This window comes from Niabella sp. ZPM-14 (assembly GCF_055693045.2).
In genome coordinates this window covers 3,397,754-3,417,679 of record NZ_CM181148.1, presented here as the reverse complement: position 1 = coordinate 3,417,679, position 19,926 = coordinate 3,397,754, and the positions used below count along the sequence as shown (strand labels likewise).

General features: G+C 47.4%; 16 protein-coding genes. 6 read left to right on the top strand and 10 right to left on the bottom strand.

Features of this window, described 5'->3' with window-relative positions; translation table 11 throughout:
- Positions 1 to 240: 240 nt before the first annotated feature.
- Complete coding sequence (locus tag ACU37H_RS14520) at positions 241 to 588, top strand: hypothetical protein (protein WP_472703385.1); 348 nt, start codon at positions 241 to 243, stop codon at positions 586 to 588.
- 100 nt (positions 589 to 688) lie between these two features.
- Here the strand turns inward: ACU37H_RS14520 and ACU37H_RS14515 are convergent, their stop codons facing one another.
- From ACU37H_RS14515 to ACU37H_RS14495, 5 genes are all read right to left on the bottom strand, one after another.
- Complete coding sequence (locus ACU37H_RS14515; RefSeq protein ID WP_472703386.1) at positions 689 to 856, bottom strand: hypothetical protein; 168 nt, start codon at positions 854 to 856, stop codon at positions 689 to 691.
- 50 nt (positions 857 to 906) lie between these two features.
- On the bottom strand, positions 907 to 1,542 hold the full coding sequence (pdeM, locus tag ACU37H_RS14510) for a ligase-associated DNA damage response endonuclease PdeM (RefSeq protein ID WP_472703387.1): 636 nt from the start codon (positions 1,540 to 1,542) through the stop codon (positions 907 to 909).
- Between the two features lie 31 nt (positions 1,543 to 1,573).
- On the bottom strand, positions 1,574 to 4,033 hold the full coding sequence (locus tag ACU37H_RS14505; protein WP_472703388.1) for a ligase-associated DNA damage response DEXH box helicase: 2,460 nt from the start codon (positions 4,031 to 4,033) through the stop codon (positions 1,574 to 1,576).
- Between the two features lie 127 nt (positions 4,034 to 4,160).
- A complete protein-coding gene (locus ACU37H_RS14500; RefSeq protein ID WP_472703389.1) occupies positions 4,161 to 5,750 on the bottom strand; it encodes an ATP-dependent DNA ligase in 1,590 nt (529 codons plus the stop codon).
- Entirely contained in the window at positions 5,747 to 6,775 is a 1,029-nt protein-coding gene (locus tag ACU37H_RS14495) for a ligase-associated DNA damage response exonuclease (RefSeq protein WP_472703390.1), read from the bottom strand. The genes ACU37H_RS14500 and ACU37H_RS14495 overlap by 4 nt, the downstream gene beginning before the upstream one ends.
- Before the next feature lie 98 nt (positions 6,776 to 6,873).
- Between ACU37H_RS14495 and ACU37H_RS14490 the strand changes: the two genes are divergently transcribed.
- Positions 6,874 to 8,076 (top strand): NAD(P)/FAD-dependent oxidoreductase, encoded by a 1,203-nt coding sequence (locus ACU37H_RS14490; RefSeq protein ID WP_472703391.1) that lies wholly within the window; start codon positions 6,874 to 6,876, stop codon positions 8,074 to 8,076.
- A 162-nt stretch (positions 8,077 to 8,238) separates the two neighbouring features.
- On the opposite strand, the gene ACU37H_RS14485 is transcribed toward ACU37H_RS14490, so the two are convergent.
- The 5 genes from ACU37H_RS14485 to ACU37H_RS14465 all read right to left on the bottom strand — a co-directional run bounded on the left by ACU37H_RS14485 (position 8,239) and on the right by ACU37H_RS14465 (position 10,419).
- On the bottom strand, positions 8,239 to 8,442 hold the full coding sequence (locus tag ACU37H_RS14485; RefSeq protein WP_472703392.1) for a hypothetical protein: 204 nt from the start codon (positions 8,440 to 8,442) through the stop codon (positions 8,239 to 8,241).
- 190 nt (positions 8,443 to 8,632) lie between these two features.
- Positions 8,633 to 8,794 carry a hypothetical protein gene (locus ACU37H_RS14480; protein WP_472703393.1) on the bottom strand — a complete coding sequence of 54 codons (162 nt, stop codon included), beginning with the start codon at positions 8,792 to 8,794 and terminating at the stop codon, positions 8,633 to 8,635.
- 31 nt (positions 8,795 to 8,825) lie between these two features.
- The gene (locus ACU37H_RS14475) at positions 8,826 to 9,287 is read right to left on the bottom strand and encodes a ferritin-like domain-containing protein (protein ID WP_472703394.1); all 462 of its coding nucleotides are present in this window, start codon (positions 9,285 to 9,287) and stop codon (positions 8,826 to 8,828) included.
- Positions 9,288 to 9,313: 26 nt separating this feature from the next.
- Positions 9,314 to 9,559, bottom strand: a complete 246-nt coding sequence (locus tag ACU37H_RS14470) for a hypothetical protein (RefSeq protein WP_472703395.1) — start codon at positions 9,557 to 9,559, stop codon at positions 9,314 to 9,316.
- A gap of 29 nt (positions 9,560 to 9,588) precedes the next feature.
- Entirely contained in the window at positions 9,589 to 10,419 is an 831-nt protein-coding gene (locus tag ACU37H_RS14465) for an alpha/beta fold hydrolase (protein ID WP_472703396.1), read from the bottom strand.
- Positions 10,420 to 10,701: 282 nt separating this feature from the next.
- On the opposite strand from ACU37H_RS14465, the gene ACU37H_RS14460 reads away from it, so the two are divergent.
- The 4 genes from ACU37H_RS14460 to ACU37H_RS14445 all read left to right on the top strand — a co-directional run bounded on the left by ACU37H_RS14460 (position 10,702) and on the right by ACU37H_RS14445 (position 19,879).
- Positions 10,702 to 15,687 carry a translocation/assembly module TamB domain-containing protein gene (locus ACU37H_RS14460; protein ID WP_494407557.1) on the top strand — a complete coding sequence of 1,662 codons (4,986 nt, stop codon included), beginning with the start codon at positions 10,702 to 10,704 and terminating at the stop codon, positions 15,685 to 15,687.
- 85 nt (positions 15,688 to 15,772) lie between these two features.
- The gene (gene tamL, locus ACU37H_RS14455; RefSeq protein WP_472703397.1) at positions 15,773 to 18,064 is read left to right on the top strand and encodes a translocation and assembly module lipoprotein TamL; all 2,292 of its coding nucleotides are present in this window, start codon (positions 15,773 to 15,775) and stop codon (positions 18,062 to 18,064) included.
- Between the two features lie 230 nt (positions 18,065 to 18,294).
- On the top strand, positions 18,295 to 19,263 hold the full coding sequence (locus tag ACU37H_RS14450) for a YihY/virulence factor BrkB family protein (RefSeq protein ID WP_472703398.1): 969 nt from the start codon (positions 18,295 to 18,297) through the stop codon (positions 19,261 to 19,263).
- Positions 19,264 to 19,282: 19 nt separating this feature from the next.
- Positions 19,283 to 19,879: a sugar O-acetyltransferase gene (locus ACU37H_RS14445; RefSeq protein WP_472703399.1), complete on the top strand. Its 597-nt coding sequence runs from the start codon at positions 19,283 to 19,285 to the stop codon at positions 19,877 to 19,879.
- Positions 19,880 to 19,926: the final 47 nt, after the last annotated feature.

Sequence of the window (19,926 nt, the reverse complement as noted above, 5' to 3'; positions counted from 1 at the left end):
CTACTCTGCGCTTCTCTGCGAACAAATCTTTGCGCGCTTCGCGGTAAAAAATCACATAAAAAGAAAAAATGTTATGCACTCTTAAAAGACCACCATCACGCGGAACGAGGCGAATTTCTGTATCATTTGAAGTACCAGTTCCGACTGGCCTTCACGTAATTTAACATATTACAATTGAGCAATTTGGCTCAATTTATGTACTTTATGTAATACAAACTTTCAACAACTAAATCTGATCATATGGACCAACCAGTAGAAATGACAACGCTTAGCCAGGTGATTGAAAAACTACGGCAGAAAGGCGTTGACAACGAAATTAAAATGAACGACAACAAAGAAATGGTTGCCGACAACCTGAACAAAGTCTATCGTCCCGAAGACTTACTGATCTTTAAAACATTCCGCTTCGAAGGTGACTCCGATCCGGCTGACAATGCTGTGCTATACGTTACAGAAGATCAGCAAGGTGATATCGGTTATATTATTGATGCTTACGGCACCTACAGCAATCATGAAGGACCGGAATTTGACGATTTTATCAAGAAGATCAGGGTGGAGGATCGTGAAGAACAGGAACTATTCAGTTGATGATAATTAAAAAAGTGAAACGCCGCAATTGCGGCGTTTTTTATATAGTGACCTTCTAACTGAAGGATGTTGCTTCGGGAACGGGCACCGTTGAGCGTTTCTATTTTTTATGCGCCTTTTCAATAGGCTCCTTTTTCTTCAGATCTTTCTTTGTCGAAGGATGATCCGGAAATCCGGGCACATCCTGATCAATGCGTGGATCGTTGCTTTGCTTCACTTCTTTTCCAGTGTCGATCGGGTCGGTATTTTTAGATTTTGATGTAGCCATCTTTCTTTTACTGTTATTCACTAAAAAACCATGCCGGTTTTAAGCTACGATCATACACAATAAATACGGTCAGTGCCGACGAGATAATACCGGTCGGTTTCGGCTGCAGCATAACCCGTATACAAACCGGTAAACAAGCTGAAAGCCGGCAATATCAACTGTCGCTCTTTCACGATAAAACAGGGAAGCCTCAACGATTGCCGTGCGCGCCCTTCCATAATATAACCGGGATGAATATGCCCGCTGATGGAAAAGGAAGTAGCGGCATCTTCCGGTTTGTGCACGATGGCAAAGGGCTCTGCCAGATGGGTCACTTCTGTCAGGGATATATTTAACTGGGCGTAGTCAATATTCAGTAACTTATCATGATTACCGGGAACGAGCATGAATGCGAGGTTTGGCCTGGCGTCCCTCCATTCTTTGAAACGCCGGATATCCGCATTATAATCGTGATGAAACATATCACCGGCAATGATCACTTCCTCCGGTTGGTACAACTTTAACAACAGGTCGAGGCGATCCAGATCGGCGGCCATAACAGATGAGGGAATCGCAATGCCCCTGGATCTGAAATATCCTGTTTTTCCGAGATGCATATCGGCCAGCAAAAGTGTTTTCCTGCGGGGCCAGTATACCGCCCGGTGGGGAGATAAGATCAATGTTTCGCTGCTACAAACAATTTCCATTCCTCTGATTTTTTAACGGCGCAAGGCGGGCTTATCTTTTGCCTGCGCGCCTCATCGTTTCTTCCTGCATCTTGCGCACTTTCACATCCAGCTCTTCACTGCTCAGATCCTGGCGCAGGCTATCCACTTTTATCGGGAAGCTGAGCGGCGTGAAGGCTTTAGCATTAACAATAATGATCTTGCTTTGTTGAATACGCTGCAAGGCAGCCGCCAACCGGGGCTCCTCCAATTGCTGGTAGAACACCTCTTCGTATGCCTGCCTCATGAGCAGGTTTTGCGGATCATACTGCTCAAAGATCCTGAAAATGAGGCCGGAAGAGGATTGCAGGTTTTTATCGGTTTTGTATTTTCCTGCATAGTTTTTAACTACAAGGCCGGCGATAACGGAAATATCCCGGAATTTACGCCCGGCCATTTCCGCCGCGTTGATGCTTCGGGCAATATCTTCCGTTAAATTGTCGGCTGACAAGATCTCGCTCATGTTCATCTTGTCAAGCGGGATCGGCTGGTCACTAAGCAGCTCAAAGCCGTAATCGTTCATGGCCATTGAAAAGCTGATGGGTTGGATCCTGCTGATGCGATACGCTACCAACGCGCTCATCACTTCATGCACCAGTCGCCCTTCAAAGGGATACATAAACAAGTGATAGCCATCCCGGGTCTGGATCAGCTCAATGAGAAATTCGTCGTCTTTAGGAATATGGGAATTGCGTTCCTGCTGCTTAAAAAGCGGGTGTAATTTTTTCAATTCCAGCTCGGTGGATCCGGGATGCAGGGCCTCGTTCAGCTTATGTCTTAAAAAAGCGCTCAGGTTGGAACTCAGGGGTAAGCGCCCGCCGAGCCAGCTGGGTGTGATCGCTCTTTTGGCTTTGCTTTTTTTGACGAGCACTGTCATGTCCTTGATCATGACAAACTCAAGTATTTTTCCGGCCAGCCCAAACGTGTCGCCGGGATTAAGCCTGGATACAAAGTATTCCTCGACCATACCGATATATCCGCCTCCCAGGAACTTCACCTTTAACATGGGATCACTTACAATAACACCCAGGTTCATCCGGTGCATCATAGCGATCCTGCGGTTCTTCACCTTATAAACACCGTCTTCAACGATCACTTTCTGAAAGTCTTCATAGGCAGTCAGCACATCTCCCCCTTGCGTGATGAAACGCAATACCCACAACCATTCTTCCCGCTCCATGTAGCTGAAAGCGTGTGTCTGCCGGACCTGCTGATACACATGCTCTTCTAAGAAGCCTTCTCCCACAGCCAGCGTGACAAGGTATTGCACCAATACATCAAAGGTCTGAACCAACGGGATCCTGCTCTCGATAACGCCTTTCTGCGCTGCTTCTTTTAAGGCGGCGGCCTCCACCAACTCCAGTGAATGGGTCGGGAGAAAATAGATCTTCGAAGTTTCAAACGGCGAGTGCCCGCTGCGCCCCGCACGTTGAAGGAACCGTGCCACGCCTTTGGGCGAGCCGATCTGGATCACCGTGTCCACCGGCTTAAAATCCACGCCCAGATCGAGGGAGGACGTACAGATCACGGCTTTTAGCTGCCCGGTATGAAGCATGTCTTCTATCCAGGTCCGCAGCTCCATATCGATCGATCCATGGTGGATCGCCAGTTGTCCTGCAAGATCGGGAGCAACAGTGAGCATCACCTGGTACCAGAGTTCGCTTTGTCCGCGCGTGTTGGTGAAAATAAGTGTCGTACGGCTTTCTTCAATGATCGGGATGAGTTGGGCCGCCATCTTGGTACCGAGGTGTCCCGCCCAGGGCAGCACTTCGATCTCTTCCGGGATGATGGATATAATTTCAGTCTTCTTTTTTTCACTGGCCCGGACAATTGTGGTGGACATCCCTTCGTAGGGAATCAATACTTTAAGCGCTTCATCGATATTACCAATGGTGGCGCTGATGCCCCAGATCCGCAGCTCCGGTACAATATGGCGTAGCCGCGAAATGGCAAGCTCTATGAGTACGCCCCGCTTGCTGCCTAACAATTCATGCCACTCGTCGATCGCGATGCATTTCAAATACCGGAAATAGGCGGTGTTATTTTTCTGAGCAAACAACAGGTGCAGGCTCTCCGGGGTTATGATCAATACATCGGGCATTCGCTTCACCTGGCGTTGCCGCTCTGCTGTTGTGGTATCGCCATTGCGGACACCGACTTCCCAATCGAGGCCGATTTGCTCCAAAGCTTCTGACATGGCCCGGCCCAGGTCCTTGGCCAGCGAACGCAAGGGGGTGATCCAGATCAGCTTCAACCCGTTGCCATACGCTTCAGGGTGATTGAGATAATGGACCACTACCGAGAAGAAAACAGAGAATGTTTTACCAAAACCGGTGGGGGCAATCACCAAACCAGAATAGCCTTCCTCAAAACGTTGCCAGGTATCTTCCTGGAAAGCAAACGGGCGATTGCCTAAAGATTCGAACCAATCTTTAACAATCGCATAGCCGGGTGTGGATCGGATGGAAGACAAGGATTAACTGATACTTATTGGACTTTAATGATTTTCGGAGTTTGACATCCGCTCTATCCAAAGATAGCTATTTCAACTTCTCGCAGAGGAAGTAACATTGGGTATCGGCGCTACTGCCTGAAATAGATCAGCCGTATTTTCCCAGCATTTCCTTCAGATCCTCGATCGTGTTGATCTCATCGGCTTTTTTATCCTGCCTCCATCGCAGGATGCGGGGAAATCTAAGCGCGACGCCGGATTTGTGCCGGTTGCTTTCTGCAATGCCTTCAAATCCGATTTCGAAAACCAGTTCGGGCTTCACGGTACGTACCGGGCCAAACTTTTCCAGGGAGTTATTTTTGATAAACTTATCTACCTCTTTGATCTCTTTATCGGTAAGACCGGAGTAGGCTTTGGCAATCGTTACCAACTGATCGCCGGCTCTTATCGCGAAAGTATAGTCCGTATAAAAACCGCTGCGTCGTCCGCTACCTTTCTGTGCATAGATCAATACGGCATCAATTGACAACGGATTGATCTTCCACTTCCACCAGTCTCCTTTTTTGCGGCCCGAATGATACAGCGAATCTTTCGCTTTTAACATAATGCCTTCACTGTTCACATCGCGGGCTTCATCGCGCAGGATAGAGAGCTGATCCCATTCGTCAAAATCGACTACCGGTGACAATAGCACGTAACCAAATGGTATTTGTACGATGAGCTGCTCCAGCAGGGCGCGGCGTTTGCGGAAAGGCCGCTCGCGGATATCTTCACCCTCATGCTCCAGCAAATCGTATGCATAAAAACCAACGGGTGTCTCGCTAAGCAGTTTTTTCGAAATCACCTTGCGGTTCAATCTTTTCTGAAGCTGGTTAAAATTCAACACCTGCCCTTCGCTTACCGCGAGGATCTCACCATCAATGACCACGCCATCAGGCAGATGATCCAGCAGCAACGCCAGTTCAGGAAACTGTTCCGTGACAAGTTCCTCGCCGCGGCTCCAGATAAACAGCTCATCATTTCTTTTAATGATCTGCCCGCGTATGCCATCCCATTTCCATTCGGCCTGCCATGCTTCGGGCTCGCCCAGTTCCTCAACCGGCTTATCCAGCGGGTAAGCCAGACAAAAAGGATAAGGCTTCGAGTTGTCGGCATTGATATGTTCCGCGTCAATCAGGTCTGCATATCGGGTTTCAGACGGATCCCATTTACCCATGATGCTGTGCATCATCTTGCTCTCTTCAACCCCGCTGAACCTGGACAATGCATTGACCAAAAGTTTATAAGAGACTCCAATCCGGAAACCACCGCCAATAAGTTTGTTGAAAATAAACCGCTGGCTGTAATCCAGGCCGTTCCAGGCATCCAGCACATAAGCGCGCTTTTCCGCATCAGTCTTAGATCCGAGTTCGATCAATTCTTTCATCCATTGAGAAATACTTTTTTCAACCTGGTGTTGGGGCTTGGGTAAGATCAGGCTCACCGTCTCTCCCAGGTCGCCTACGTTGCTGTAACATTCCAGGAACAACCATTCGGGCAAACCCGACAACTCTAAAGCCCAGTCCCGGATCAGCGAAGACTTTACGGGCCGCTTGGGTCTTCTGCCGGTAAACAACGCGATCAACCAGAGCTTGTCATCGTCAGGCGCGATAGACAGGTAGGCTACAATGGCGTCGATCTTGTCATTGGTCTTGTTACTGATCTCAAGCGATTGTATCAGGCTGGCAAAATGCTTCATATTCCATCCTCCTCTTTTTCGGTACTATCGGTCGATTCCGATTCCTCATCATTTCCATATTGCGTTAACACTTCTCTGGCGCTGATCCCTATCTCGTTGAGGTACTTGCTGAACGTGGCGGTGTATCCATGAGTGACATACACCTGCTCTGCACCGGTCGCCTTCACTGTCTCGAGCAAACCCTGCCAATCGGCATGATCGCTCACTGCAAAACCTGCATCCACACTTTGCCAGCGACGGTTGCCTCTGACCTGCATCCATCCGGAACAAATAGCAATGGCGCCATTAGGAATTTTTTTGATCATATTAGTGCCCAGCAGCGACGGCGGCAGGATAACGATGTTTCCTTCGACATCCGCTTTGGGTGTTTCGATATTCCAGATCTCGGTCTCAGGCAATGCAATGCCAGCGCCTTTGATGGCCTCGTTCAACCGCTGAATGGAACTGTGTACAAAGAGCCGGCCGGCGCCTTCCAAACCCTTCATCAGGCGCTGCGCTTTTCCAAGGCTGTAGGCAATGAAGATGCTGGTGCGATGCTGACTTTGATTTTTAGCGATCCAGGTTTTTATATTATTGAAGATCTGTTGCTGGCTTAACCAATTGTAGATTGGCAAACCGAAAGTACTCTCGGTAACAAACTCATTGCAGGCAACCAGCTCAAATGGTGTCGAGATGCCATCATCTTCCACCTTATAATCCCCCGAAGCCACACTCACATATCCGTGGTACTCGAGCCGGATCTGTGCAGACCCTATGATATGTCCGGCCGGATGCAGACTCAGCTTCACACCGTTGATCGTTTTGGAAACACCATAGGGAACTGTTTCGATGCTGATATCATCGCCCAGCCTGGATCTCATCACGCCTTTCGATGCGTCATGCGCCAGGTAGTGTTTACTGCCCCACCTCGCATGATCGCCATGTCCGTGCGTGATTACGGCGTAATCCACCGGTTGCCAGGGATCAATATAAAAATCTCCCTGTGGACAATAAATGCCTTTGTTGGTAAATTGTAAGAGACTCAAAACATAAAGTTGTTGTTATACTGTTTCAAATATCGTTCCCGAATGACCATAAAAACTTGGTTTGATAATTGTTTTGCAAAGCATACAATTCGAAAAGTATGCGGCTAAGAACTTACGAGTCTTTCTGGCTCCTTAAGAATGGGCTTCTCTATACCTATCCGTCAGCTCAGGAAAATATCACCACAGATATTGTGGTAATGGGCGCGGGCGTTACGGGAGCGCTCATCAGTGATGCATTGATAGCGGAAGGATATAAGACTTTGTTATTGGATAAACATGACATTGCCAGCGGAAGTACCGCCGCTACTACGTCTATGCTGCAATATGAAATCGACATTCCTCTTCACCGGCTTTCAAAAATGATCGGAGAGGAAGGCGCTGCGCTTTGTTACAAAGCAGGCATCGAAGCAGTCAACGGTTTGAAGCAATTGGTGAAGGAAAGAAATATTGATTGCGGGTTTCAAAAGAAATCATCGCTTTACCTCGCACACACCCAAGCCGCATCGGTAGGGCTATATGAAGAATTTGAAGCCCGCAGGAAATATCAGCTGGGCGTGAAATGGTTGGACAGCGCCACGATCCGAAAAGAGTATGGACTTAACAGTTTTGGCGGCATCCTGTCTAAAACTGCCGCCAGCATGGATGCCTACAAAATGGCGCACGAGCTGATCAGGCACAACACAAGTAAAGGCCTGCAGGTATATGACCAGGTAGATATTAAAACGGTGAGGCATGCAGCCAAAGGCATTCATATCAAGCTGGCGAACGGTTGCGAAGTGAAAGCTAAAAAGATCATTTATTGTACAGGATTTGAAACGGTCGGGATGTTTGATGAAAAGATCGCGAACCTGCATAGCACTTTTGCCTGCGTAAGCGAGGAAGGTATCCTGATCAAAAACAAGTTGAACCGGCTGCTGGTATGGAATACACGGGAGCCTTACCTATATCTTCGCACTACAGACGATGGCCGCCTTTTGGTGGGCGGTGCAGATAGCAAGCACACATCAGCCACATATCTTCAGGAGAACAAAGAAAAAAAATCCAGGGAGATCATGAGTCAGTTGAGGTCTTTGATGACGGGCATCGACTTTATTGAAGACTTTAACTGGGCGGGCATCTTCGGATCCACCAAGGACGGCCTTCCTTATATCGGGGCTCACCCGGCATATGAAAATGCTCTTTTTGTATTAGGATTTGGCGGCAATGGTATCACTTTCTCAATGCAGGGCCGGCAGATCGTTCTTGACTTCCTGTCGGGCAGATCGAATGATATTGCCTACTATTACCGGTTCAGAAGATGAGCTGATGTAACGCCTGAAGGTCCTGAACCCGATAAGCATTGCCTTCGAACCAATGCGAAGTCTCAGGCTAACCCATAAATAAAAGTGGCTACAACGTAAGTTGTAACCACTTCAATCTTTTCACCGGGACATCAGCCCGGCCGGCTAGCATTCCCCCATTCACTACACTTCAGGAAATAACCTGTCGGTAATGATACAATGTCTCTGACCATTGATCTCCTCTTCATGCCACTGCCAATCATTCAAATTGATCGAGGTTGGTCCTGATAAATACTGAATGGCATCTCCTGTGAAACGGATCGGAAAATCTCCGGGAACATCGCCGCCGTTGAAATTTCGTGAGCTGGTGGTTAAAGCGTCTCTCATATATATTTAAAATTTAAACTGTTTGTTTCGTGCATTAGGGGTGCGTCAAACCTTTACGTCTTCAAATCACTAATTTGCAATGGGTTGCAAATGACTATTAAAATTTGGGTAAGTGGAGCAAGACCTGATGCGTAGCCTTTCCGTTCGTTCAATATATATAACAAAATGCTTGCCAACTTTTCGACGGGCGTCAGGATCTCCTGCGAAACAGCAGGAACAAACCAACCGCCACCAGGGCTACTAGAAAAAATGCCCACCACATGCCGGCCTTAAAAATGCCTTCGACCAACTCGCAACTTTGCAGTGCTCCCATCGCGAAAACGGCGGCAACAGGGATCAAAAATCGTTTCATAGAAAAAGGTTTAAAGGATAAAAAATGGTTTTTATGTAGTCGCGTCTTTCAACGCTTTAATTTCTTCAAAAGCCTGAAATATATCAGCGCGCTGCGCTTCGATCAACTGCCTGCTTTCTTCGGCCAGCTCTTCTTCCGCCAGCGCATCATCGTAAGCCCGAAGTGCTGTCTGTTCGCCTGTTTCACAGCTTTCGAGGACCGTCTTCCGGTCGCCGCCCGTAATCAGCGCTTTCAGGTCCATCCATGCCCGGTAGATCTTGCCCGCACCCGAAGTGCCTAATGCCGGCTCCCCGTTGAACAAGCCAATCATCTTCTCCAGCTCTTCGTTATAATCCAGGCTATTGTTCATCATGCGCTGAAAGAGGGGCTGAAGATCTTCTCCTTCCTCTTCACTGATACCGTCTAATGCTTTTTCATACCCGGCAATACGATCATTATTGATCTGTATAAGATCGTTCAGGATCTCGACCTGCTTATTAACTGCTTCTTCCATCTTCTAAGAATTGACTTAATTTAGAGTTACTCATCCAATACTGAACCTTCAATCGCTTCGCCAATCGATTTTACATCTTCATCGGAAATATTGCCCCAAACCTGTTTCCAGACCTGATCATCTTTCCGTATCTGCGTGATCTCGTTTCCGTGTATCCGGCAATTGTAAAAGGTTATACCATCGGTAGTTTCAGAGGTCATGATCAGCACTTCCTGCGATTGTCCGTCAACGACCGCCTGCACTGAAAATTCTCTTCCGTTATTGTCTTCCATAATGATTATATTTTTATGAGTTGCTATTCTTATTTGCCCAGGAAGCCCAGCAGCAAACTATTTAGCTCTTCTGAATGTGTAGCATTCAATCCATGCGGGGCTCCTTCGATAATATGATATTCATTGTTGGCTATGCCTTTAGCAGCCTGCTCAGCCGATGTTTTGATAGGGACGATATTGTCTGCATCCCCATGAACGATCAAAGTAGGGACTGTTACATTCTTCAACTCGGATCTAAAATCAGTAGTGGCCCAGGCGGCGGCGGCCTGTAGCGTAGCATTTTCTGAAGCCTGCGAGGCGATGATGAAATCCGCATCCAGTCTGCCCTCGCTGACGTCTTTCTTCAGAAGACTGTAATTGTAGAAGTTTTTGTGAAAAGCTTTCAAAAATCCGACGCGGTCAGTTTCCAGCGCTTGTGTGATCTTGTCCAGTTCTTCTTTGGGCACGCCATCCGGATTGTCCGGTGTTTGCGGAACAATAGGAATGATCGACGCGATCAATGCAGCTTTGGCAATCTTATCCGCTCCGTAATTCGTCAGGTAACGCACGACCTCTCCGCCTCCCATAGAAAATCCAACCAGGGCCACTCCTGTCAGCTGCAGCTCATCGATCAATGCATTCAGATCACCCGCCAACGAATCGTAATCATACGCATTCCACGCTGCGCCGGATTTTCCAAATCCTCTCCTGTCGTAAGCGATAACGCGATAACCCGCTGTCACCAGCGCCGTTACCTGCAGATCCCATGAGCGGTGGCTGAGCGGCCATCCATGGATCAACACTACGGGTTGACCGGTTCCATGATCTTCATAAAAAATATCAACTTCTTTAGAACCTGTCGTATTTTTGATAAAAGGCATAACTGCTGTTTTAGTGTGTGTATTTAAATCGGGTTAGCAAATACCAAAACCAAGCCAACTGTCTGATAGTTAGTTTGAATTTTTTTAACACAGGTTTAAAGCTTAAATTCCGGCTCACGAAAAGTAGCACGCAATTTGCATTAGTTCTATTTTTGTTCAAAGGCTGGCAAACCTTATCGACGGCCTTGAGAATCATCGATCACGCAATAAGATTTCAACACCGAAAAACATTTGTACTTGGGTAACGTGGCACGTAAGGTTTTAAAAATTGTACTTTGGGTAGTGGCAAGTATTATCATGCTGGTAATTCTTATCGCGGTATCGCTTACCATCCCGTCCGTTCAGAACTTTGTTAAGGACAAAGTCATTTCTTACCTTAAAAAGAAAACAGACACAGAGATCAGCCTGGAGCGGATCCGCATCAGCTTTCCGACCGGGCTCCAGCTCGATAAGTTTTATATAGCTGACAAAAAAAATGACACGCTCCTGTATGCAGGCAGACTGGCTGTGCAGCTCGATATGATCGGTCTTATCCGGAGCCGGATTGCGGTGAACAATATTGAGCTGGAAAATGTCAACGCCAATATTACGCGCAATAACCCTGATACAGTCTTCAATTACCAGTTCCTGGTAGACGCGTTCGTGTCGGCCGAGAAGCAACCGGAAAAGACTCCGGAAGATTCAACAGCGCCGCTGCAACTAAAGCTGGATAAGATTGCCTTTGACAATATCCGCATCAAGTTCAAAGATGATGTAGCCGGAAACGACGCAGGCGTAAGTCTCGGCAGCCTCAAAGCACGGGTAGACAAATTTGACCTGGAACAAATGCATTATGTGCTGGACCGGCTCGAGCTGAATAAAACACAGCTTCACTATTTTCAAATCAAGCCGCTCACGGTGCTGCAACAACAAGCAGATGCAGCAATCGATAGCACTGAGAAAGAATCGGGCGGCCGGCTGCCGCTGATCGAAGTGCGCAATTTTGCTTTTGGCGACGTGGATCTGAATTACGACGACCGGCTGTCGGACACACGGGCTTCCGTCTTTCTGAAGACCTTTAATTTTAAAGACCTGCTGATCGATCTCACGAATGGTAAGTACCAGACAAGCGATGGTGAACTGACCAACTCAGTGATCGACTTTGCATATCGTCCGACACCGTCCAACGAAGAAGCGATTGAAAAGGCGGCTGACAGCACCAAAGAATCCTCATTCAGTCTCTATCTCAACAATATTGTTCTTGCCAATAACACGATCAAATATGACAATTTATCCGCTCCCCGCGAGAAAGGTGTGATGGACTTCAACCACCTGAACATCAAAAATCTGGGGATCAGCGGGAAAGACATTGCGATCGACAGTGCAGGTATCAAAGCCACGATCAACGGTGGCAAACTGGTGGATACCAGTGGGTTTGCGCTTAATGAGTTACAGGGTAAAGTCGTTTACAACGATCAACAGATCAGCGTGGAAGACCTGTTGATCAAAACGCCGAATACTTTGATCAGCAACAATACCCTGGTCACTTACACTTCGCCGGAAGACCTGAGCAAACACCCGGAAAGAGTGGAAATGGACATCGAGTTTCAAAACTCAGTCTTAGGCTTGGCGGATGCTGCTTATTTTTCGTCGTCGGTGCCATCGCAATACCGGAATGAGCGATTGAACATGGAGGCTAAAGTGCAGGGAAAGCTCAGCGATGTCAACATCGACAAATTCAGACTGCACGGATTAAAAAGCACCAACGTAGATATATCGGGCAATATCAAAGGACTTCCTGATATGGACCGCGCTTACTTCAATGTGAATATCGGGCGTTTCACCACATCGAAGGCGGACCTGAATGCGTTGTTACCGCGCGGCACGTTACCCAACAGCATTGAGCTCCCCAACCAGATTGCGGCTAACGGACGGTTCAAAGGCAGTATGAAAAAATTTGCAACGAACCTTGATCTGAGAACCGATATGGGATCGGCGCGCATTGTGGCAGCCATGGGCGGCTCGACGAAAAATCCTTCTTATAAGGCGCAGCTCGACGTGAATCAATTCAATGTTGGCAGACTTTTGAAAAGAACCGATGTGGGAGCGATTACCCTTCGGATGAATGTCGCAGGTTCAGGAACCTCGGCCAAAACGGCCAATGCTACTGTAAAAGGAACCATTGTCAGTGCGTATTATAATAAGTATAATTATCAAAATATACAGATCGACGGGAAATATGCGGGCCAGGCGCTGGCGCTTCAAACCAGCAGTACGGATTCCAACGCCAACTTCGATATCGTTGCCAACGCAGACATGTCGGGCAAATACCCTTCGGTAAAAGGAACGATCGACCTCAAGAGGGTTGACTTGCAAAAGCTCAACTTCGCTACTTCGGAATTTACAGTTGCAGGGCTTACGACGCTGGACTTTCCGACGGCAAGCCCTGACTATCTGAATGGCAACGCTGACATTACAAGTCTGCAGCTGGCTATGGATGGCAAGCTGATCAACGTGGATACGATCAGCCTGAATGCCTTCGCAAGCGACTCTGCTAACAGCCTTCGGCTCAAATCGGATATCATCGACGCTTCGCTTGACGGGCAATACCAGTTGACACAGATCGGCCAGGCATTTATTAATGAGATCCAGCAATACTACGCTTTTGCACCCGCTCAAAAGATCGATCCCCAAAGAATGCGGTTCAACATCCAGGTGCATGATTCTAAACTGCTGAAAGAATTTGTTCCTTCCCTGTATACGTTCGCGCCTTCCACCCTGAATGGCCTAATTGATACGGAAAGAGACAGCCTGGTGGTTAACGCCAATTTCCCGCATATTTTGTATGATAGCTTCGATGTTAAAAATGTCACGCTCAATATCAACAATGCTGATACTTCGCAACTGGCCTACGCGTTAAATATTGCAAGTCTGCAAAGCCCGTCCATACAGCTTTTCAACTCAACGATCAATGGTAGCGCTGCCAACAACGCACTTGGAATAAATGTATTCCTGCGAGACAGCAAGAACCAGGACAAATATGTCATTGGCGGTAACTTCAAAGTGACCGATGAAACCTACCAGTTCTCGCTGGATCCTCAAAAGCTGTTGTTAAACTACGACAAGTGGCAGGTAGCGCAGAACAACCTGCTGCAATATGGAAAGGCCGGTATCTATGTACGCGATTTCGAGATCAGCAATAACGGGCAATCCCTGGCAATCAATAGTACTTCCGAAGCGCCCAATTCGCCTGTTAAAGTAGCGTTCAATAATTTCATGCTCGAGACATTGACGCGCTATGCCGAGCAGGATACAGCACTGGTGGGCGGTACACTGAACGGAACAGTGGATGTCAGCAACCTGCAGGCCTCCCCTCAGTTTGAAGCCAACCTGACTGTCAATAAACTGAGATATCAGAAAGATGAGCTGGGAGATCTGAAGATTCAGGCAGATAACTTCACGGATGATGCCTTTAAGGTAGATGTAGCGTTGAGCGGCATTCACGACGTCCGGATCAACGGGTTCTATTATACTTCTGACAAAGGATCGCTCGACATGACTGTCAACATTAATAAGTTTGACTTACAATATATCGAAAGCCTCACGGGCGGCCAGGTGAAGGATGGCACGGGAATCCTTTCAGGTCAGTTGACCGCCAAAGGACCGTTGACGGCACCACGAGTGTTGGGCGGCCTGAACTTCAAAAATGCAGGACTGAATATTGCAACGCTCAATTCTTACTTCAGGTTGAATAATGAGTCCATTTCCTTTGTCGAGGAAGGCATTCGTTTTAACGACTTCACGTTACGCGACTCAGCGAATCAGGCTTTAATATTGAGCGGGCTGGTTAAAACACAGGACTATTCGAACTTTGGATTTGACCTGCGCTTACGGGCCAATAATTTCCGCGCACTGAACTCTACCGTTGAAGACAATGAATTGTTTTACGGAAAGGTATTCGTGACGATCAATGCGAATATCAGGGGCGATATGAATCAGCCAGACGTGACCGGCACCCTGCGCATCAACAAAGACACGCGTTTCTTCTTCGCTCTTCCCGACAATGATCCGGGCGTAGTGGACCAGGATGGTATTGTCGAGTTCGTAGATATGGATGCGCCGCCTAACAACGGCCGCGAAGCCATCAACGTGGACAGCCTCACCAGGTCGCCGCTTAAAGGCCTGAATGTATCGATGAACCTGCAGACGGATAAGGAAGCGGAGATCACTGTGGTGGTGGACCCGGCCAATGGCGATGCCCTGCTGGTGAAAGGAGAAGCTGAACTCAATGTGACCATGGATCCGAGCGGAAAACTTGCGATGACCGGCCGTTACCTGATTTCGGATGGCAACTACAACTTATCCATTGGTGGATTGGCTAAACGCAGATTTGTATTGCAACAGGGAAGTGTGATCACCTGGACAGGAGCTCCGACGGAAGCCAATATCAATATCACCGCGGTATATAATATCAACACTTCGCCTATTGATTTAGTGGCGGACCAGATACAGAGCTTTGATCAGTCTACACAAACTACCTATCGCCAGAAATTGCCGTTTATCGTTTATCTGAAAATGACAGAGCAATTGCTGAAACCGAAGATAGCCTTCGAGATCACGATGCCGGAAAATGAGAAGAATGCGTTTAATGGCATTGTGTATACCCGCCTGCAGCAGGTGAACAGCAACGAAAGCGAGTTGAATAAGCAGGTGTTTGCTTTGCTTGCACTGGGAAGGTTTATATCGGACAATCCTTTCGAAAGCCTTGCGGGGGGCACCTCTCCTGAAATGCTGGCGCGCCAGAGCGTGAGCCGGTTATTGACGCAGCAGCTGAACAACCTGGCGTCAGATCTTATCAAAGGCGTAGACCTTTCATTCGGACTTAACTCGGAAGAAGACTACAGTTCCGGTTCCCAGGAAACCAGGACCGACCTGGAAGTGGCCGTATCCAAGCGCTTGTTGAACGACCGCCTCACGATCAGCGTAGGTAGCGACTTCGCACTCGAAGGAGGCCGGCGCGATAACCGGTCCGGTTCAAATATTGCAGGTAATGTGAATATAGAATATTTGCTCTCCCGCGATGGACGTTACAGGCTCAGAGCGTATCGCCGCAACCAGTCCGATGTGATCCTTGAAGGCCAGATCATCGAGACAGGATTAGGATTTGCGTTGGTAGTCGATTATAATGAGTTCAGGCAGATATTTAACAGCTTGAAAAAGCAGCAACGCCGCGAAGAAAGGCGTGCCAGAAAAGAAGAAGAAGAGGGAGAAGGTACAGATAAAGATTAGTCTGAACCATATGTTTTTGAAATTAAGTGAAATAATAAGGCCGTATCAGACACGGCGCAAACAGGTTTAAAGAGTTAAAAGAAACATGCGAAATACATACGGAATATTATGTCTTTTTATGGTGGCAATGTTGGGCGCCTGCAGCACTACTAAAAATCTTAAAGAAGGAGAAGTGCTGTACACGGGCGCTGACGTAAAAGTCAACCCCGACTCTGCAAAGCAGGTGGCGAACCAGAAAGATCTGAAAAACACGCTTGAAGAGAAAACCCGGCCTGAGCCAAACAAAAAAATATTGGGATTCCGGTACAAACTGTTTTTCTATAACCTGGCAGGCGAACCTAAAAAGCAAAAGGGATTAAAATACTGGATGCGTACAAAACTGGGCGAACCACCGGTGCTGATGAGCGATGTGAGAATTCAAAACAATATCAATGTTCTTCAAAGCTACCTGATCAGTAAAGGGTACCTCCAGGCAAGTGTGACTGGAGACACTGAAATAAAAGGTAAAACCGGCAGAGCCAAGTACACAGCCATCACACAGGAAAGATACCGTTTGAATGATATACAGTTTCCTACAGAACCCACAGCGCTGGAGAATCTCATCCGGAGAACATCTGACAAGACTGTGCTGAAAAAAGATGATTATTATGATATCGATGCGTTCTCTACCGAACGCGAACGGATCGATAACGAATTAAAAGAACGCGGGTATTTCTTTTTCAATCCTGATTATATCATTGTTAAAGTGGACAGTACCATAGGCGACAACAAGGTCAATGCCTATGTGCGGATAAAAGAGCTCACACCGATTGAAGCCCTGAAGCCCTACCGGATCAATGATATCAATATCTATCCTTATTATAGCCTGAGACGGGACTCTATGATCCGGCAATCAGCGCCGATCATCCACAACGATTTCAAAATATACGATCCGCGGAATACTTATAAGCCGCAGCTGTTTGATCGCCTGATCTTTTTTGAAAAAGATGAGATCTATAACCGCCATGATCATAGCCTCAGCCTTAACAGGCTCGTTAACATCGGAACCTTCAGATACGTGAAAGCAGAGTTTGATCCGCTCGACACCCTGGGCAGCGATTTAATGAATGCCAACTTTTACCTGACACCGCAGAAAAAGCGGTCGCTATCGTTCCAGGTAACCGGCACCAGTAAGTCCAACAACTTCGTGGGATCTGAACTAAAAATCAGCAATACCAACCGCAATGTATTTCGTGGTGCAGAGCAATTGATTACCACCCTGAGCGGTGGGTTCGAAACACAGGTGAGTGGTGCACGCACCAACTCCTACTCTCTTGGAGCCAGCGCCAGATTGGTGTTTCCGCGATTGGTATCCCCCATAGATTTCAGGAACGAACAAAATTCTGTACCTAAAACACATATCACATTAAGCGGTCAGTTGCTGAGCAGGGCAGCTTATTTTACGATGCTGTCCGGTAACCTGGAATACGGATATACCTTCAAAGGAAGCCCTTACATCGAACATAATTTCAATCCTTTTTCTATCTCCTATGTTCGCACGCTCAAAACGACGGACAGCCTGGAAACCTTGTTGACACAGGTACCCAGCCTTAGAGGTAATTATGAAAACCAGTTTATTTTCAGCACTAACTACAACTTCATTTATAGTGACCAGTTTCAAGAAGGCAAAAGAAATAATATTTATTTCCTCGGTTCTGTAGAAACAGCAGGTAACCTGGTCAATGCCTTCTTAAAGAAAAACGAAGAAGGAAAGAAAACGCTTTTCAACACCGCAGTAAATCAATTCATCAGGCTGGAAGCCGATTTCAGGAATTATTACAAGATCAAACCCCAGCTGGTGCTGGCAGGCCGCGCTAATGTCGGTTATGGTATTCCTTATGGCAACAGCTCCGTGCTACCTTATGTGAGACAGTTCTTTGCAGGTGGTAGCAACGATATCAGGGCTTTCCGGGCCCGTTCGCTGGGACCGGGTACTTATAACTATAATATCAATCCCGACTCCAGCCGCATTTTCGCCGATCAGGGCGGGGATATCAAGATGATGTTGAACGGTGAGCTGCGCGCCAAGTTATTCAGTGTGATCCATGGCGCTGCTTTTATTGACGCCGGCAACATCTGGACGGCCAAAAGCGACAGCTCCCGCGAAGGCAGCAAATTCAACTTCGGCCGCGCTTTCAGCGAGTTTGCTGTTGGTGGTGGTGTAGGTTTGAGAGTAGATGCTACCATCTTCGTGATCCGTTTTGACCTGGCTATGCCATTCAGAAAACCATGGCTACCGCCGGGCGAACGTTGGGTGTTTGACAAGATCAACTTTGGCGATCCCACCTGGCGCAAACAAAATCTCATCCTGAATATTGGCATCGGCTATCCGTTCTAAAACCCGATGCGTCCGGGGTACGTGATGCGGAATAGTGTTATCAGGATTTCATTTCCTGAACATCGAATAACATCAATGCGGTGATAGCAAGAACAAACTGATTGGTCGTTTAAACAGATGCGTCTGTTTCTGACAATCGTTTGCATCTAATTATATAATTTTCATTTTCTTGCTATTATGGCGTCATTATTGGATGTACCTTTCAGGTTATTACCAAACATCTGAATTACATGAAACGCATTTTTAGCAAACCTAAGACATTTCTTCGCCAGGCAAAAGACGTTCTGATCGCATCCGCAAAAGGGTTTTCGGCGGACAAAGTGCCCAAGCTCAGTTCTTCGCTGGCCTACTGCACCGTGTTCTCCATGGCTCCCCTGTTGACGATCGTGATCGCATCTGCGAGCCTTATCTATAGAAAAGAAATTATCGAGAATAAAGTTTTTGAGGAAGTGAGTCAGTTTACTGATGCCGATACAGCCTTACAAATACAGAACCTGGTGCAGCAGGCGAGTCTGAGCGGCAAAACAACGGTAGCATTGATCATTGGCATTATCTCATTGATCGTCGGTGCCACCGCAGTGTTCGTGGAAATACAAGATAGCTTAAACACGATTTGGAAGGTAAAGGCCCAACCCAGAAAAGGCATCATGGGTCTGCTGTCCAGCCGGCTAAAATCTTTTTCATTGATCATCTCCCTGGGCTTCCTGCTACTGGTGTCGCTGATATTGAACAGCATACTGGGCAGCGTACAAAGCAGGTTCCAGGACCTGGTCCCTATTGATTCGGGTTGGTTGTTTTTCATCATCAATAATGTAGTCACGTTCTCCGTGATCACCTTCCTGTTTGCTGTCATCTTCAAGGTCCTACCTGATGTCATTATCAAATGGAAGCCGGCATTGGTCGGCGCCGCCTTCACGACGGTATTATTCGCGATCGGTAAATTCCTGATCGACCTGTATATCACGAAAGCCAGTCCTGGCGCCATCTTCGGCGCAGCAGGAACGATCATCATCGTCCTGTTGTGGGTATACTACACCTCGTTCATTCTTTATTTTGGTGCAGAATTCACTCAGGTCTATGCAGAAAAATATAGCGTGGGCATCCGGCCGTCTAAATATGCAGTGCATATGGAAATCGTCGTTGAGGAAAAAAATGTCGGAGAATTACCTCCGCAGCATCCGGAATATACCAAGGAATGATCCAAACCTGTAAGTAATTATGAGTGTCGAGAAAGAAAAAATGTTGTCGGGCCTGCCCTACCAGTCTTTTGACGAACAGTTATTTCAGGAGCGGCAACATGCCAAAGACCTGATCTACCAGGTGAACAGCCTGCATCCTCATAAAACCGGGGAACGCAAAAGATTACTCACCGATCTGTTTGGAGCGGTGAGCGGAAGCTTTCATATAGAGCCGCCATTTTATTGCGATTACGGATGTAACATTTCTATCGGTGAAAATTTTTATGCTAACTATCATTGCGTAATACTCGACTGCGCGCCCGTTTCCATCGGGCACAATGTGATGTTTGGCCCCAATGTCTCTTTGTTCACAGCCGGGCATCCTGTTCACCCCGAGCCCAGGGACGCGGGGTTCGAATATGCTTTTCCTATAATTATCGGGAACAGCGTCTGGATCGGTGGCAACACTGTCGTCAACGCAGGCATCACGATCGGCAGCAATACCGTAATTGGGTCCGGAAGTGTGGTCACGAAGGACATCCCTTCCAACGTGATAGCCGTGGGAAATCCGTGCAGGGTATTACGCAGCGTGACCGACGCTGATAAAGCCTATTATTTTAAGGATCGCAGATTTTAGATCTTTGGCATGAAAACAGCAGTAGAATAGAGTCGGCGCTGAAGCAT

What these genes read in the sequence shown, in the direction of transcription:
- ACU37H_RS14520 (WP_472703385.1), top strand. Translation starts at nt 241, where the DNA reads ATGGACCAACCAGTAGAAATGACAACGCTTAGCCAGGTGATTGAAAAA.
- ACU37H_RS14515 (WP_472703386.1), bottom strand. Translation starts at nt 856, where the DNA reads ATGGCTACATCAAAATCTAAAAATACCGACCCGATCGACACTGGAAAA.
- pdeM (WP_472703387.1), bottom strand. Translation starts at nt 1,542, where the DNA reads ATGGAAATTGTTTGTAGCAGCGAAACATTGATCTTATCTCCCCACCGG.
- ACU37H_RS14500 (WP_472703389.1), bottom strand. Translation starts at nt 5,750, where the DNA reads ATGAAGCATTTTGCCAGCCTGATACAATCGCTTGAGATCAGTAACAAG.
- ACU37H_RS14490 (WP_472703391.1), top strand. Translation starts at nt 6,874, where the DNA reads ATGCGGCTAAGAACTTACGAGTCTTTCTGGCTCCTTAAGAATGGGCTT.
- ACU37H_RS14485 (WP_472703392.1), bottom strand. Translation starts at nt 8,442, where the DNA reads ATGAGAGACGCTTTAACCACCAGCTCACGAAATTTCAACGGCGGCGAT.
- ACU37H_RS14480 (WP_472703393.1), bottom strand. Translation starts at nt 8,794, where the DNA reads ATGAAACGATTTTTGATCCCTGTTGCCGCCGTTTTCGCGATGGGAGCA.
- ACU37H_RS14475 (WP_472703394.1), bottom strand. Translation starts at nt 9,287, where the DNA reads ATGGAAGAAGCAGTTAATAAGCAGGTCGAGATCCTGAACGATCTTATA.
- ACU37H_RS14470 (WP_472703395.1), bottom strand. Translation starts at nt 9,559, where the DNA reads ATGGAAGACAATAACGGAAGAGAATTTTCAGTGCAGGCGGTCGTTGAC.
- ACU37H_RS14465 (WP_472703396.1), bottom strand. Translation starts at nt 10,419, where the DNA reads ATGCCTTTTATCAAAAATACGACAGGTTCTAAAGAAGTTGATATTTTT.
- tamL (WP_472703397.1), top strand. Translation starts at nt 15,773, where the DNA reads ATGCGAAATACATACGGAATATTATGTCTTTTTATGGTGGCAATGTTG.
- ACU37H_RS14450 (WP_472703398.1), top strand. Translation starts at nt 18,295, where the DNA reads ATGAAACGCATTTTTAGCAAACCTAAGACATTTCTTCGCCAGGCAAAA.
- ACU37H_RS14445 (WP_472703399.1), top strand. Translation starts at nt 19,283, where the DNA reads ATGAGTGTCGAGAAAGAAAAAATGTTGTCGGGCCTGCCCTACCAGTCT.